Genomic DNA, 13,868 nt, shown 5'->3' with positions numbered 1-13,868 from the left:
CTGTCAGTTCAACTTCGTGAGAGCCTTGCCTGCAGCGTCAAACAGGTGGCAGTTGTGCGGATCGATCCCGAGCGCGATCGGCACATGCAAGGCCGTCCTGTCGGCGCCATCGGTCTGCACCACGAGGGTGACGTCAGCCGTGATGGCGACATGGAAGATCGTCAAGCCGCCAAGCCGCTCGGCAAGGATGACTTCTCCACTGAATTGTCCGGCCGGGTTTATGCGGATGTGCTCGGGGCGAACGCCGAGCGTGATTTCGTCGCCGACCTTGATCGACCCTCCGTTCACCGGCACGGAGATGGTGCCACCGGCCGGCAGCGCAACCGAAACACCGTGGGCGTCTATCGCCTCGACGCGCACCCGCAGCATGTTCATTTTCGGCGAGCCGATGAAGCCGGCGACGAAGATATTGACCGGGTGATTGTAGAGATCGAGCGGAGAGCCGACCTGCTCGATGTGGCCGGCATTCAGCACGACGATCTTGTCCGCCATGGTCATCGCCTCGATCTGATCGTGGGTCACGTAGATCATCGTGGCTTCCAGCGTCTGGTGCAGGCGCATCAGTTCGAGACGCATATTGACGCGCAATGCCGCATCGAGATTGGAAAGCGGCTCGTCGAACAGGAATATCTTGGGATTACGGACAATCGCCCGGCCGATGGCAACGCGCTGCCGCTGCCCGCCGGAAAGGTCCTTCGGACGCCGGTCGAGCAGGTGGGCCAGTTCCAGCACCTGCGCGGCGTCCCGCACCTTGCGCTCGCGCTCGGCGACGGGAACGCCGGCAATCCTCAGCGCAAATCCCATGTTTTCCGCCACCGTCATATGGGGATAGAGAGCATAGGACTGGAACACCATCGCCAGGCCCCGTTCGGACGGATCGACCTCGTTTGCCCTGTGGCCATCGATCATCAGGTCGCCGCCGGTGATCTTCTCGAGGCCGGCGATCATCCGCAGAAGCGTGGACTTGCCGCAGCCAGAGGGGCCAACGAAAACGACGAACTCGCGATCCTCGACATCGAGGTCGATGCCCTTGATCACTTCGATAGCGCCATAGGCCTTGTGGGCGCTTCGCAGCTGTAGATTAGCCATGTCTGGCCTCCTTCAGATCGGCGGGAGATTCCGCGCCGGAATTGCGGGATGGGTCAGGCGCCAGGGCGGGACCGCCGTCGCCATGGAGGATCAGACTGGCGGCGCCGACAAGACCTGCGTGGCGGCCGAGCTCCGCCGCGACGATGGGAACCGAGCGATAGGCGGACATGGCGCGCTCCTCGACCGTCGCTCTGATGCCGCTCTCCAGGAGATCGAAGCCGTTGGAGATACCGCCGCCCATGACGATGATGTCGGGCGAGTACAAATGCAAAAGGTTGGTGAATCCGACGCCGAGCCAATGGGCCTCGACGGATAGCAGCTCAAGCGCTTGCGGATCGCCCGCGCGCGCCGCCTCGACCACATGCCGGCCGGTAACGTCGCCATCCGCCGACAGCGCACGGAGCTTCGAACCATCGAAGGGTCTGGTGTCGGCAGTCGCTCTCTTTCCAAGCGCGGTCCCGGATGCCACAGCCTCGAAACAGCCGATCGCGCCGCAAAAACACCGGTCACCATGGCTCGTAATGGTCATGTGGCCGATTTCGCCCGCCAGACCGCGCCGGCCGTGCAGGATGCGCCCGTCGGCGACGATGCCGCCACCAATGCCGGTCGAGACGGTGACGAAGGCGACCGAGGTCGCCCCGCGTCCGGCGCCATGGCGCCACTCTCCGATCGCCGCAGCATTGGCGTCGTTTTCAAGCTTTGCGGGCAAGCCCAGACGCTCGCTGAGGAGCGCGAGAAGCGGCACCTCATGCCAGCCGGTCAACGTCGGCGGCGCGATGACGATACCCGAGAGAGGATCGAGCGGCCCGGGCGCACCGACGCCGATTCCGATCGGCGCCATACCCGGGCTTCGCAGCAGGATCTCGGCGGCCAATTTCTCCATCTGCCCCAAGACGGCTGCAGGGCCTTCCTTTGCCATGGTCGGCACCGACAGGAACGACAGGATTTCGCCTGCACTGCTGACCATCGCGGCGCGCAGCTCCGTTCCTCCGAGATCGAATGCCAAGGCGACGTCTGTCACTGGGCGTGGCTCTCCAAGGCATGCAGCCACTTCATCCGGGCGCCGAGGTCCTTGTCGCCGAAGGCCAGCGACCCGAGCACTACGGTCTGCGCCCCTGCGCCGCGAAGCAGCGGCACGGTCTGCTCGCGAATGCCTCCATCGGCAGCGAGCATGATCTGCTGCTCGCGACCCGCCTCGCGGATCAGTGCACGGGCTTCTACCAGCCGGTCGCAGGCCTTATCGGACAGGCTCTGTCCCTTGACGCCGATGGAGGTGCCGAGCAACGTGACGAAGGCAACATGGGCGAGAAAGGGCTTGATCGCTTCGACCGGTGTCTCCAGCCGCAGCACGACGCCGCCGGCGGCACCCAGTTCCTTGGCCAGCGCCAGTGCGCGAAGTCCGGCCTCGCCGTTTTCCGCGTGGATGCTGATGAGATCGGCGCCTGCCTCGATGAACTGCCGCGTCTGCTCCTCGACGATCTCAGCCTCGACCATTAGGTGGACGTGGATCGGCTTGGCTGTCGCCTTGGCAATCCGGGCGACGAGATCGGGAAAGAACAGGAAACCGGGGGTGAAGCGGGCATCGGCGACATCGATGTGATGCAGATCGACATGATCCTCAATGCGCTTCAGGTCCGTCTCCATGTTGATGAGATCGGCCGACCAGAGCGAAAATTCGCCGAGCAACCGGTCACGGGGCAAGGCGTCGATGGCGGCGGGGCCAGAGAGAGATTTCGTCGTCATGATGGGAATTGGCTCCGGAGGGTTGGCGATGCAAGGAACTGGGCGATGGCGGTCCTGGTCTCCGCGAAATGGCGCGCCTTGTCGGCGGCCTTGGCGGCGACTTCGGTGAAGGTGGCACCCGGAATGGTGGCCGCGAGCGTTTCGGCCGAAGCCAGCGGATGAATGGCATCCTGCCGATTGCCGATCACAAGGGTGGGAATATCGAGGGCGGCAGCCGCCGACTGCGAGACGCCGGGGCCGTCCTTGGCGATATCGGAAAGCACGGCAGCAAAGGCTTTGGCATTCGCCCGGTCGAAATAGCCGAGCAGGGAGGCAAAGTTATCGGGTGCGTTTTCTTGCAGCTGGGCGGCAGCTTCGGAGGCCGCAAACAAATCCCGGGCGTGATCGAGCGGATGCGACAGGATGAGTTCGGCGATCGTTCGGATCGGTGCCATGTTGTCGGGCGAAGCATCGAAGGTCCACGCCGGCCGCACCAGGACAAGCGCTGCGACCCGATCCTTGTGGAAATGGGCGAGGTGGAGAGCGATGGCCGCTCCCATCGAAATGCCGCCGACCACCAGCCTGTCGATGCCGCATCGGTCCGCGACTGCAAGCGCATCGCCGGCGAACAGGGCGATCGAACAAGGCTGATCATTAGCCAGCGAAGAAGCGCCATGCCCCCGGCACTCCAGTGTCACGCGCCTGAGGTCGCTTACGTCGGGAAAGGCCTGCGCCACCTGCGCCACGTCACCGCCGAGCCCGTGCTGGAAAAGGACCGGCAGACCGCTGCCGGTGTCGTAGAAAGCCAGTCGCGTATCATCGCGGATGAGGAGATTCGGGCCGCTCATCCCGCCAATTCCTTAAGAAAGACGGCAACGCCGGGTGCTTCAGTGGCCGAAAGTCCGTGCGTCACGAGAGGGCCGTCGAAACCAGCGCTCTTCAATCGGCCGAGAAAATCCGGGAAGTCGACAATGCCCTTGCCGGCCGTCGCAAAGCTGCCATCGGCATGGCGATCCTTGGCATGGGCCATGGCGATATGGCCGGCCGCCGTATCGACGGCACGGGCAACGATCGAGCGGGCCGTCGCGGGTGTGGCCGCTTCGAAGAGATTGGCAGGGTCGAGCACGATGCGCAGGCGCTGCGATCCCATCTCGGCGATGAGGCGCATCGCGTCGTCGGCCGAGGTGACGATGTTTGCCTGCTCCGGCTCGATGCCAAGCGTCACGCCGTGGTCTTCGGCCAACCGCAAGGCCTTGGCCATCTCGGCGGCCATGTCTCGCCAGGCGGAGGGATCGCTGTTGTCGGGATGATGGGCCCACTGGTCGGCCGCATTGCGGCTGCCGGTGCAGAGCGTCACCAGGGGGATGGCGAGTGCGGAGGCCGCCTTGATGACGACCTCGAGCTGCCGCAATCCCGTATCGCGCACCGCTGCGTCCGGATGGGCCATGTTATAGGTTCCGGACAAGGCAACGAGCGAGACGCCGCTCGCGTCTGCTGCGTCCCGGATTGCGGCAATGGTTCCAGCCTCGACCGCATCGGGCATGGACGGCAGTCCGCAGCAAGCAAGGTTGAATTGCGTTGCGCTGTAGCCGCTATCGGCAACCGCCGAGAGCACCGTCCGCGGATCGGTTCCGGAAAAGGTCTTTGCGAAGATCCCGACCTGCATCAGACAGACCCCGTGACGGAGGCGATTTCGACGCGTTCGCCGGTTTCGACCGAGCGGGCGATCGCCACCATGGCGCGGATCGAGGCAATGCCGTCGTCGACATTGGCGCCACGCATCGGTGCACCGGTGAGGACCGTCTCGGCAAGGCCTTCAAGCTGACGGCGGAAGAAATGGCCGTCTGCGCCCAGCGGCCTGCGCGTCGTCGCATCCTTTTCGTGGAAGATATCGACCTCGCTCGCGCGGAAGTACCAGGGATTGAAGGTCTTTGCGAAAACGGAGCCGTGCTCGCCATAGAGCTGGAAGCCCTCGTGCCAGTCCATGCGGACTGCAACGGTGAGATCGAGATGGCCGAGCGCGCCATTGGCGAATTCCGTCTCGACGAACCAGCAATAGGCACCGGCACGTTCTAGCAGACGTGCCCTGACGGCGACCAGTTCACCGCAGAAGAAGCGGGCCGTGTCGACCAGATGGGAACCGTGCGCCAGCATGAAATATTGCCTGAGATCGGCTTTCGGATTGCCGCCCGGCTTGCGCGCCAGCTTGCTGGTGACCGGCAGCGGCTGCACGGCATCGGTATTGGTGTAGCGATGGGTGGAATCGCAGTACCATGCCTTGAGCGCGAAGATCTGGCCGATATCGTCTCGCACGAAGTCGCGTGCTGCTTCGAGCGCCGGATCGAAGCGCTTCATATGGCCGACCTGCAGGATCTTGCCCGAGCGCTTGACCGCCTCGGCCAGTTGCTGGCCTTCCTCGACCGAGACGCCGATCGGCTTTTCGCAAAGCACATGCTTGCCGGCGTCGAGCGCCTTGATCGACATCGGCACATGATAGGCGTCCGAGGTGGCGACGATGACCGCTTCCAGCTCGGGATCGGCCAGCATGGCGTCGTAGTCGCTATATTGTTTCTGCGGCTCGTAGGTCGCACCCATGCGTGCCAAAAGGTCCGGTGCCGCATCGCAGATCGCGTAGAGATCGGCATTGCGGGCCTTCACGCAGGATTCCAGATGGGCAAATTGGGCGATCGGTCCGCAGCCGAGCACTCCCACACGCAATCGACGTTTTTCTTTCTCGATCATCGCTTCGTTTCCCTATGCGCCGTAGCCGCGCATCGTCTGACGGTTGAGTTTCACGGCAGCGGCCGGATCGCGCCCCGCCGTCTCGGATTCTTCCTCGAGCACCAGCCAACCGTTGAAGTGCGGCGCCTTGGCGACGATATCGATGACGGCAGGCGTGTCGAGGACACCCTGGCCAAGCATCGCCCATTGGTCGTTTGCATCGACATCCTTGAGGTGGAGGTAGCGGATGCGGTCGTGGTAGGTATTGAGCGTGTCGAGGATATCGTCGTGGCCACGCAGGATGTGGCCGGTGTCCGGCACCCAACCGACCAAATCAGGATCGAGCAGCGCGAAGACCGTATCGTAGTCCGCGCGGTCGAACAGCAGCGTGTTGTGGTGCGAACTCGGATGCACCGCGACGGTGACGCCGGATGCCTGGCCGAGGGCCGCGGCGCGGTTGTAGAACTCGGCGGCAACCTTGAATTTTTCCGACCGCGGCCCGTCGGAGACCACGGTCGCAGAACCGATCGACACCAGCGCGCCGCTGAAATGTGCGGCGAAGTCCACCCAACGTTGGGCAGAGACGAGATCGGCGTCGATCTGGTCTGCCAGTGTAAAACCCGTGTGCGAACCGAAAGCGAAGGATACCAGCTGCAGTCCATGGTTCTTCAGGGCAACGGCGAACTCGTCCGGCCTGTCGGCATAGCTGCCGATCATGGTGTCGGTGATTTCGATGCCTGCATAGCCGCCGGCGGCGATGGCCGCCAACAGGTCGTCGACATCACCGGTCCAGGCCGGCCCGAGCATCTCCCATGTGAACGTCTGGCAGCCGACCTTGAGGTCCTTGGTCATGGTCTATTCCTTGATTCCGCCCTGTGTCAGGCCTTCGATGATATGCCGCTGGAAGACCAGTACCAGGATGATGAGTGGCACTGTCACCACTGCGGACGCGGCCGCGATATCGCCCCAGGGCACGTAATATTGGTTGGTGAAGTTGGCGATCCCGACAGGAATGGTCTGGCTGTCGGGATCGGAGGTGAATGCCAGCGCGAACAGGAATTCGTTCCAAGCGGTGATGAAGGCAAGCAAGCCTGTCGTGACCAAGCTTGGCAGCGACATCGGCAGGATGATGTGCCAGAGCAGGCCGACCACGCCGACGCCGTCCATGCGCGCCGCCTCGTCGATCTCGCGGGGCAGGGTTTCGAAATAGCCGAACAGAACCCAGGTCACCAGCGGCAGGCCGAGCGCCAGATAGGTGATGATGAGCGCCGTGTGGGTGTCGAGCAGCCCGAGGTCGGAGGCCAGCAGATAGAGCGGGCCGACCAGCGCGATTTGCGGGAACATCGACACCGACAGGATCACCATCAGGATGCCGAACCGGCCTTTGATATCCAGGCGCGACAGCGCGAAGGCGGAGAGCGATCCGACGATCAGGCAAAGCGCCGTGGTCGCCAGCGAAACGATCAGCGAGTTCAGCACATAGTGATGCAGGCCTTTTTCGACGAAGGCATTGTAATAGTGCTCCAAGGTGAAGGGGCTCGGGATCAGCCTCGGCGTTCCCTCCGTCAGCGCCTTGTCGAGCTGCAGCGACGTCGAAAACTGCCAGAGGAAAGGTCCCGCCGACCAGATCAGGATGAACAGAGCGCCGAGATAGATGAGAATTGTCTGCAGGGTGGAGCGACTGTCGGTCATGTCGTTTTCCTTATCTGCCTGACGAGGAAGAGGCAGAAGACCACGGCGATGAGGCCTTCGGTGACGAACATCGCGGTCGAGACGGCGGAGCCGTAACCAAACTGAAGCGTCGAGAAGAGAACCTTGTAGGACAGCGTCGACAGCGTTTCGGTGGAATCCGCCGGGCCGCCGCCGGTCAGCACGTAGACCAGATCGAAGACGCGGAAGGCATCCAGAGCCCTGAAAAGCCCGGCGATCAGCAAGGTCGGCAAGAGGAGCGGCAGGCGGATGTTCCAGAAGATGATCCAGGCCTTGGCGCCGTCCATCCGGGCCGCCTCTATCAGCGATTTCGGCACGGTCTGGAGGCCGGTAAGCAGCAGCAGCGCCATGAAGGGGGTCGTCTTCCACACGTCCGCCAGAATGATGGTCAGGAGTGCGGTGTCGGGCGATCCGTACCAGTTGACGTTCTGGTCGATCAGCCCGAGGTGCAGGAGAATGAAATTGATCACGCCGTGCTGGCCGTCGAATAACCAGCCGAACATTTTCGACGTGACGACCGTGGGCATCGCCCAAGGTACGAGCATCGCTGCCCGGATCACGCCTCGCCCGCTGAAGGCTTCACAGAGGATGAGCGCCATGCCGAGGCCGATGAGCGTTTCCAGCACGGTGGAGGCGAAGGTGAACCAGATCGTGTGACGCCAGGCATTCCAGAAGGCCGGGTCGTTGAACAGCTGCACATAATTTGCAAAGCCGATGAAATCGTTGTCCTGGGTGATCAGCGAACGATTGGTGAGCGACAGATAAAGGCCGTTGACGATCGGATAGAAGGATACGGAGGCAAGCGACAAGAAAGCCGGCAACAGCAACAGCCACGGCCAGAGGGCGCGCGGTAGCGCCCTCCTTGCCTTGCTTGATTGTCCCGTCGACGGGGCTGAGGCTGTGAAAGCCATATCAGGCGACGATCTTGTTGATTTGCGCGGCCGCAGCCTCGAGTTCGGTCTTGACGTCGCCGCTGACCAGCGCCTTTGAGATGCTGGACTGCAGTGCCAGGGTGACCTTTGCGTATTGCGGCGTGATCGGCCGAGGCGTGGCGCCCGTGAAGACGCTTTGCAGACTTGCCATGAAGGGCTGCTCCGCCTTCAGCTTGGCGTCCTCGAAGATGGCCGGCCGCGACGGTGCCAGCCCGAAGTTCAGCGCCAGACGGGTCTGCGTTTCGGGCGACGACATCCAGGTCAGGAACTCGATCGCCGCTTCGCGCTTCTTGGAATTGGCGTTGACGCCAAGCTGGTAGCCGCCGAGGCAGGCCGCGCTCTTGCCGCCGGCAAAATGCGGCAGGGGCGCAACCGCGACCTTGTCGACGACCTGCGAGGCCTTTGCGTCCTGGGCGATCGGGTAGACGTAGGACCAGTTGCGCATGAACATCGCCTCGCCCGAGGTGAAGGGCTGGCGCGACGGCTCCTCATCCCAGGACAGGACGTTCTGCGGGCTGATCTTGGTCTTGCTGATGGTGTCGTGCAGAAATTGGATCGCCTCGACCGCCGCCTTGTCTCCGACTACGGACGACTTTCCGTCCGGTGCCAGGATGGAGCCGTTGTTGGAGGTGATGATCTCGACCGCATCGCAGATCAGCACCTCGGCCTGCTTGCCCTGCCAGAGATAGCCAAACTTGGCATCGCCTGCCTTCTGGGCGGCGGCCGCCATCGTGGCCATGTCGTCCCAGGTCTCCGGAACCTTGCCGCCATGCTTTTCGACGAGGTCCTTGCGATAGTAGAACATGCCGGAATCGACGAACCACGGCAGGGCCGTCAGCTTTTCGTTGTATGTGCAGGCGGCAACCGTGCCGGGGAAATAATCCGTCCGCTTATCCTTGGGGAAATACTCGTCCAGCGGAAGCGCCCAGCCGGCGGCGGCAAAGCCGGCGATCCAGACGACGTCCTGCGTGAACACATCGGGAGTGCCGTTGCGACGGGCGAGCTGCTGGATCAGGCCCTGATAGACTTCGGTCGACGAACTCGGCGGCGGCAGTTCGATGAACTTCACCATGATCCGGTCCTGCGATTCATTGAAGGCCTTGACGAGATCGCCGAGACCTTCCTTGCCGAAGAAGCTGGCGGAAGCAAAGCTGATCTCCGTCCGGCCGGCAGCCCGCGCGGACCCCATGCCAAGACCTGAGGTCACTCCGAGGGCAGCCGCACCAACGGCCGCTCCAGCCGCGCCCATCAACAGCCGGCGACGATCGATCATCATTGAATTCGAAAGAGAATTGGAGCGCGAAGGCGCCTTTTTGATATCTGACATTGTATCCCTCCCAGGACAGCCGGCCATCTTCAAAACTCCATGCCGGTATTGCCGTATGATTTATAAAAATTTGTCGCGCGTCAACAAATAAAATGCTTTAAATCGGATGTTCGGTCTTCGTGCAGTGTATAGCCACTGCTCTGGGAGGCTAAAAAATAGCGGGAGGAGCGCGCTTCATGACAGACGGAAACAGAGCAAAAATCGGCCTTGGCGTGATTGGCTGCGGCAATATATCGATGACCTATCTCCGCAATGCCGCGCTGTTTTCAGGGGTCGAACTGCGCGCCTGCGCCGACATATCGGCCGATATGGCGGCACTTCGCGCCGAGGAATACGGTATCCGGGCGCTTGATGTCGACGAACTCCTTGCCGACCCCGAGATCGACCTCGTCCTCAATCTGACCGTTCCTGCCGTGCATTTCGACGTCAGCATGTCGGCGCTCTCGGCGGGCAAGCACGTCTTCACCGAAAAGCCGCTGGCGACCTCGGCGGCCGAGGGGCGCAGACTTGTGGCGGAGGCCCGCGAACGCGGCCTGCTGCTCGGTTCGGCGCCGGACACCTTCCTCGGAGCGGCCGGCCGGCGGGCGCGGCGGCTGATGGAAGAAGGGGCGATCGGCCGTCCCGTCGGCGGCACCGCCTTCATGATGGGCCGTGGCATGGAGCATTGGCATCCCAATCCGCAATTCTATTACCAGCCGGGCGGCGGACCGGTCTTCGACATGGGTCCCTATTATCTGACGATGCTGGTCAATCTGCTTGGACCGGTGGCGCGCGTCATGGCGATGGCGACCAAGGGCCAGGAGGAACGGCTGATTACCGCCGATGGCCCCTTCCAGAACACGACCTTCAAGGTGGGCACGCCGACCAACGTGTTCTCCCTGCTGGAATTCCAATCCGGCGCGACCGTCACCTTCGGCGCGTCCTGGGATGTCTTCCGCCACTCCAACCATCCGATCGAGCTTCATGGCACGAAGGGCTCGCTGCGCCTGCCGGACCCGGATACCTTTGGCGGCACGGTTTCCCTGTCCGAGGGCGGGGCCGAGTGGCGGGACTTCACCAGCGAGGGTGATCTCTATGGCGCGAAGAACTGGCCGTTCGCAGCCCCTGACCGGGCCAATTATCGCATGCTCGGCGTCGCCGATCTCGTCCGCGCCTTGCACGAAGAGCGCGCGCCTCGGGCATCCGGCGACCTTGCCCTGCATGTGCTCGATATCATGGAGGCGATCCTGACATCAGGCGAAAGCGGGCAGTCGGTGACGATCGAGGACAGCATTGCGCAGCCCGCCGTGCTCGGCGAAGACGAAGCACGAAGCCTGCTCGCATGACGGATATCAGTGACACCATCGATGAGGGCGCGCGACGCGTCCTCGGCCTGAGCAAGGCCGCCAAGCCGCGACCTTTCGAGCTGGGCTCCCCCGGCGAGGCTCGCAGCGATTACGATCGCGGGGCGAAAGAACTGAATGGCGAACCGGAAGCGGTCGCCTCGATCGTGGACCGCGTGATCGAAGGACCGGACGGGCCCATCACCGTTCGCATCTATCGGGGCATCGACGCACAGGCGGAGCCCGGGCCGTCGCTCCTTTATCTGCATGGCGGCGGCTGGGTCATCGGCAATCTCGAGTCCCATGACGAGATCTGCCGATGGTTTGCGAATGGTGCCGCTTGCACCGTGGTTTGCCCAGACTATCGCCTGGCACCGGAGCACAAGTTTCCGGCAGGTCTCGGCGATTGCCTTGCGACGCTTGCTTTCATGGGGGATCAGGCTGATGTCCTCGGTATCGACCGCGAGAGGATCGCCGTGGCCGGCGACAGCGCCGGCGGCAATCTGGCTGCGGTGGTGGCGCTGATGTCCCGGACCGGCAAGGCGCCAGGCATTTCGGCGCAATTGCTGCTCTATCCGAACACCGATGCGGCGCAGACTGCCGACAGCTATCGGCGCTACGCCGAGGGCTTCGGTTTGACGAAAGCAACGATGCGCTGGTTTCGCGATCACTACATCCGGACGATGGACGACATCGAGGACTGGCGCGTCTCACCGTTGAGGGCGCCCAACCTTGCGGGCGCACCGCCCGCATTCGTCGCCATTGCAGCGCTCGACATTCTCGCCGACGAGGGCACGGCCTATGCCGAGCGGCTCCGGGAGGACGGTGTGGCCGTCGTACTTCGGCAATTTCCCACTCAGATCCACGGCTTCGTTTCCATGGGAAGATATATTCCCGCCGCGCGAACGGCGGTGGAAGATGCCATATCCGCCTGGCGCCAAATCGAAGCGCTTCGTTGATCCCACTCCGTCAGGCGGACTGGCGCATCACCAGCGTACCGCCGGAGCGCATAGCCTGGGCAATAGGCATGGTCGATGCGTCACCGTCGCCAAGCAGGGCAAGTAGCGTCTCGACACTGTTGGCGGTCATGGCCGCAAAATCCTGAGCCATGGTGGTCAGCGGCGGGGAGGCATAGCGGCTCAAGGGGTGATCGTCGTGGGCGGCGATGCGCAGGTGCGCGCCTTTGCGGCGTCCGACCCGCTGGTTATGGGCAAAGGCCGCCGCCATCGCGCCGAATGCAAGACGGTCGTTGGCGCAAAGGATGGTCCTGCTCGGCAGGGTTTTCCGGCGCAGCATTTCGTCCATCTGCTCGTAGCCGATGCGCTCGAAGTCCCAGGTATAATCCGCGATGGTTTCGATCACCCGGGGTTCGAAACCGGCTGCCTTGACGGCTGCCTGGTAGCTCGCCAGCCGCTCGGGCGAATTATGGTTGATATGCGGGATATCGAGATAGGCCGGCGCTTCCCCCGATCGGCAGAGATAATCGACCATTGTCGCGACGCTCTGGCTGTTGTCGTTGCCGACAAAGGGAACGCTACCCTCGAGGAAGGTATCGAAATAGACCATGGCGAGGTTCTGGCCCAGTTTTTCAAAGACGCGCGGATCGGACCGGAAGCCCAGGGGGGCAACCAGAGCGCCGGCGACCTTCAGGGATAGCATGGTCTTGACGGCTTCCGCCTCGAGTTCCGGCAGACCGTGAGAGGAGATAACGATCGGCCAATAGCCGCTCGTGCGTAGCCGCAGTTCCAGTCGGTTGACCATCTCGGCATAGAACGGGTCGCCCAGCGCCGGCACCAGAATGCCGATATTGCGGGTACGCTTGCGGTTCAGGTTTCGCGCATAGAGATTCGGCTGGTAATCCGAGGATTTCAGCGCCGCTTCGATCAGCGCCCGCGTTGCAGGCTTCACTCGGCTGGGGTCGTCGAAATATTTCGATAGGGTTGGACGCGATATGCCGCTGGATTTCGCGAAATCCTCCATCGTCCGATGCGTCAATTTCTTCATGAATGCCTGGCGGTCCCGTCTGCCGAATAGGTAGCGAAGCTGAACTATGCGTTTTCGCCATAGCGAGTGCAACCGCTTCCTAAAAATGTGCCGCCAAGCCGCTCACGCAGCAGCCAATGCCGGATCAGACGCGCGGATGCTTCGCATGCGCGCCGCTTGTGCGTTGCTTGCTTCAAAACGCCGGAAGCTGCCGGCCATCGGGTTTGCGGGCATGGGCTTTACCGATCAAAGCGGCTCCAGAAACTGATGGTCACAATTGGTCGCAGGCGCTAAACGGCGGATCTGCTTTTGGAAGAGGAACCGATCATGGACTGGTCGTGGCGCAGCATGCGTCGAAATTATCTGACGACACCTGTTCTCCTGCGCTCAATACCCGTTGGTGTTGTGATTGCTGCAGGGGTGATTGCGACGACATGGACGCATAGTCTTATGGGAAGCCATCAGCAGCTTGTCGTTCGCACCTTCGAGATCGTCGATACGACGAAAGACGTCCTGATCGGACTGGACGACGCAGAAACCGGCCAGCGTGGGTATCTTCTCAGCGGCGACCGCCGTTATCTCGATCCCTATCAAAAAGCGTTGTCGCGCCTGACGCAATTGCGCGCCACGCTGAAAGCCTCCTTGTCGGATGACGCTGACCAGTCCGCAAGGATGACGAAGCTGGACATGTTGGTCGATGAGAAGCTCGACGAGCTCAAGCAATCGATCATCTTGCGCGACAGCACGGGGTTCGAGGCAGCCAGGGCGCTGGAGATCGCCAGAATGGAACAGGCCACGATGGATGCCATCCGCAAGGTCATCGGCGATATCACCGAAGCGGAGAAAGCGCTGTTGGCGACGCGGCAATCGAAGGTCGAGGCTGACGAAACGCTTATCCGTGTTGTGGCCGTTCTCGTGGGGCTGGCTTCTTTCCTGACCCGCGCTTGCATCGAGCTTTACCTGGCTCGCCGCGATAAGCATCAACGACAAAGGCAGGAATGATGATGCTCAATTCCAGAGCAACTGAAGCACGACAACAGCCGATGTAGCGGCCCGGTCATA

14 protein-coding genes are annotated in these 13,868 nt (G+C 62.5%); 3 read left to right on the top strand and 11 right to left on the bottom strand.

Features of this window, described 5'->3' with window-relative positions:
- Positions 1–3 precede the first annotated feature (3 nt).
- From VH564_RS05870 to VH564_RS05825, 10 genes are all read right to left on the bottom strand, one after another.
- Positions 4–1,089: an ABC transporter ATP-binding protein gene (locus tag VH564_RS05870; protein ID WP_423338881.1), complete on the bottom strand. Its 1,086-nt coding sequence runs from the start codon at positions 1,087–1,089 to the stop codon at positions 4–6.
- Positions 1,082–2,110 carry an ROK family protein gene (locus tag VH564_RS05865; RefSeq protein ID WP_423338880.1) on the bottom strand — a complete coding sequence of 343 codons (1,029 nt, stop codon included), beginning with the start codon at positions 2,108–2,110 and terminating at the stop codon, positions 1,082–1,084. Before VH564_RS05865 ends, VH564_RS05870 begins: the two co-directional genes overlap by 8 nt.
- Positions 2,107–2,832, bottom strand: coding sequence for a ribulose-phosphate 3-epimerase (locus VH564_RS05860; RefSeq protein ID WP_423338879.1), 726 nt, complete (start codon positions 2,830–2,832; stop codon positions 2,107–2,109). The genes VH564_RS05865 and VH564_RS05860 overlap by 4 nt, the downstream gene beginning before the upstream one ends.
- Positions 2,829–3,659 (bottom strand): alpha/beta fold hydrolase, encoded by an 831-nt coding sequence (locus tag VH564_RS05855; RefSeq protein ID WP_423338878.1) that lies wholly within the window; start codon positions 3,657–3,659, stop codon positions 2,829–2,831. The genes VH564_RS05860 and VH564_RS05855 overlap by 4 nt, the downstream gene beginning before the upstream one ends.
- A complete protein-coding gene (locus VH564_RS05850; RefSeq protein WP_423338877.1) occupies positions 3,656–4,477 on the bottom strand; it encodes a sugar phosphate isomerase/epimerase family protein in 822 nt (273 codons plus the stop codon). Before VH564_RS05850 ends, VH564_RS05855 begins: the two co-directional genes overlap by 4 nt.
- Positions 4,477–5,553 carry a Gfo/Idh/MocA family protein gene (locus tag VH564_RS05845; RefSeq protein WP_423338876.1) on the bottom strand — a complete coding sequence of 359 codons (1,077 nt, stop codon included), beginning with the start codon at positions 5,551–5,553 and terminating at the stop codon, positions 4,477–4,479. The genes VH564_RS05850 and VH564_RS05845 overlap by 1 nt, the downstream gene beginning before the upstream one ends.
- A 12-nt stretch (positions 5,554–5,565) precedes the next feature.
- Positions 5,566–6,384: a sugar phosphate isomerase/epimerase family protein gene (locus VH564_RS05840; RefSeq protein ID WP_423338875.1), complete on the bottom strand. Its 819-nt coding sequence runs from the start codon at positions 6,382–6,384 to the stop codon at positions 5,566–5,568.
- Positions 6,385–6,387: 3 nt separating this feature from the next.
- Positions 6,388–7,224, bottom strand: coding sequence for a carbohydrate ABC transporter permease (locus tag VH564_RS05835; protein ID WP_423338874.1), 837 nt, complete (start codon positions 7,222–7,224; stop codon positions 6,388–6,390).
- Positions 7,221–8,063: a carbohydrate ABC transporter permease gene (locus VH564_RS05830; RefSeq protein ID WP_423338873.1), complete on the bottom strand. Its 843-nt coding sequence runs from the start codon at positions 8,061–8,063 to the stop codon at positions 7,221–7,223. The genes VH564_RS05835 and VH564_RS05830 overlap by 4 nt, the downstream gene beginning before the upstream one ends.
- A gap of 91 nt (positions 8,064–8,154) precedes the next feature.
- A complete protein-coding gene (locus VH564_RS05825; protein WP_423338872.1) occupies positions 8,155–9,501 on the bottom strand; it encodes an ABC transporter substrate-binding protein in 1,347 nt (448 codons plus the stop codon).
- A 176-nt stretch (positions 9,502–9,677) separates the two neighbouring features.
- Here VH564_RS05825 and VH564_RS05820 point away from each other — a divergent pair, with 176 nt between their 5' ends.
- Both VH564_RS05820 and VH564_RS05815 read left to right on the top strand, forming a co-directional pair.
- Entirely contained in the window at positions 9,678–10,826 is a 1,149-nt protein-coding gene (locus tag VH564_RS05820; protein ID WP_423338871.1) for a Gfo/Idh/MocA family protein, read from the top strand.
- Positions 10,823–11,782: an alpha/beta hydrolase gene (locus VH564_RS05815; protein ID WP_423338870.1), complete on the top strand. Its 960-nt coding sequence runs from the start codon at positions 10,823–10,825 to the stop codon at positions 11,780–11,782. Before VH564_RS05820 ends, VH564_RS05815 begins: the two co-directional genes overlap by 4 nt.
- Positions 11,783–11,792: 10 nt before the next feature.
- On the opposite strand, the gene VH564_RS05810 is transcribed toward VH564_RS05815, so the two are convergent.
- On the bottom strand, positions 11,793–12,827 hold the full coding sequence (locus VH564_RS05810) for a LacI family DNA-binding transcriptional regulator (RefSeq protein ID WP_423338869.1): 1,035 nt from the start codon (positions 12,825–12,827) through the stop codon (positions 11,793–11,795).
- Positions 12,828–13,133: 306 nt separating this feature from the next.
- On the opposite strand from VH564_RS05810, the gene VH564_RS05805 reads away from it, so the two are divergent.
- Positions 13,134–13,808, top strand: coding sequence for a CHASE3 domain-containing protein (locus VH564_RS05805; protein WP_423338868.1), 675 nt, complete (start codon positions 13,134–13,136; stop codon positions 13,806–13,808).
- Positions 13,809–13,868 lie beyond the last annotated feature (60 nt).

Source organism: Rhizobium sp. HT1-10 (assembly GCF_049472505.1).
GTDB lineage: Bacteria > Pseudomonadota > Alphaproteobacteria > Rhizobiales > Rhizobiaceae > Rhizobium.
This window is presented reverse-complemented; position numbering and strand designations above follow the sequence as displayed.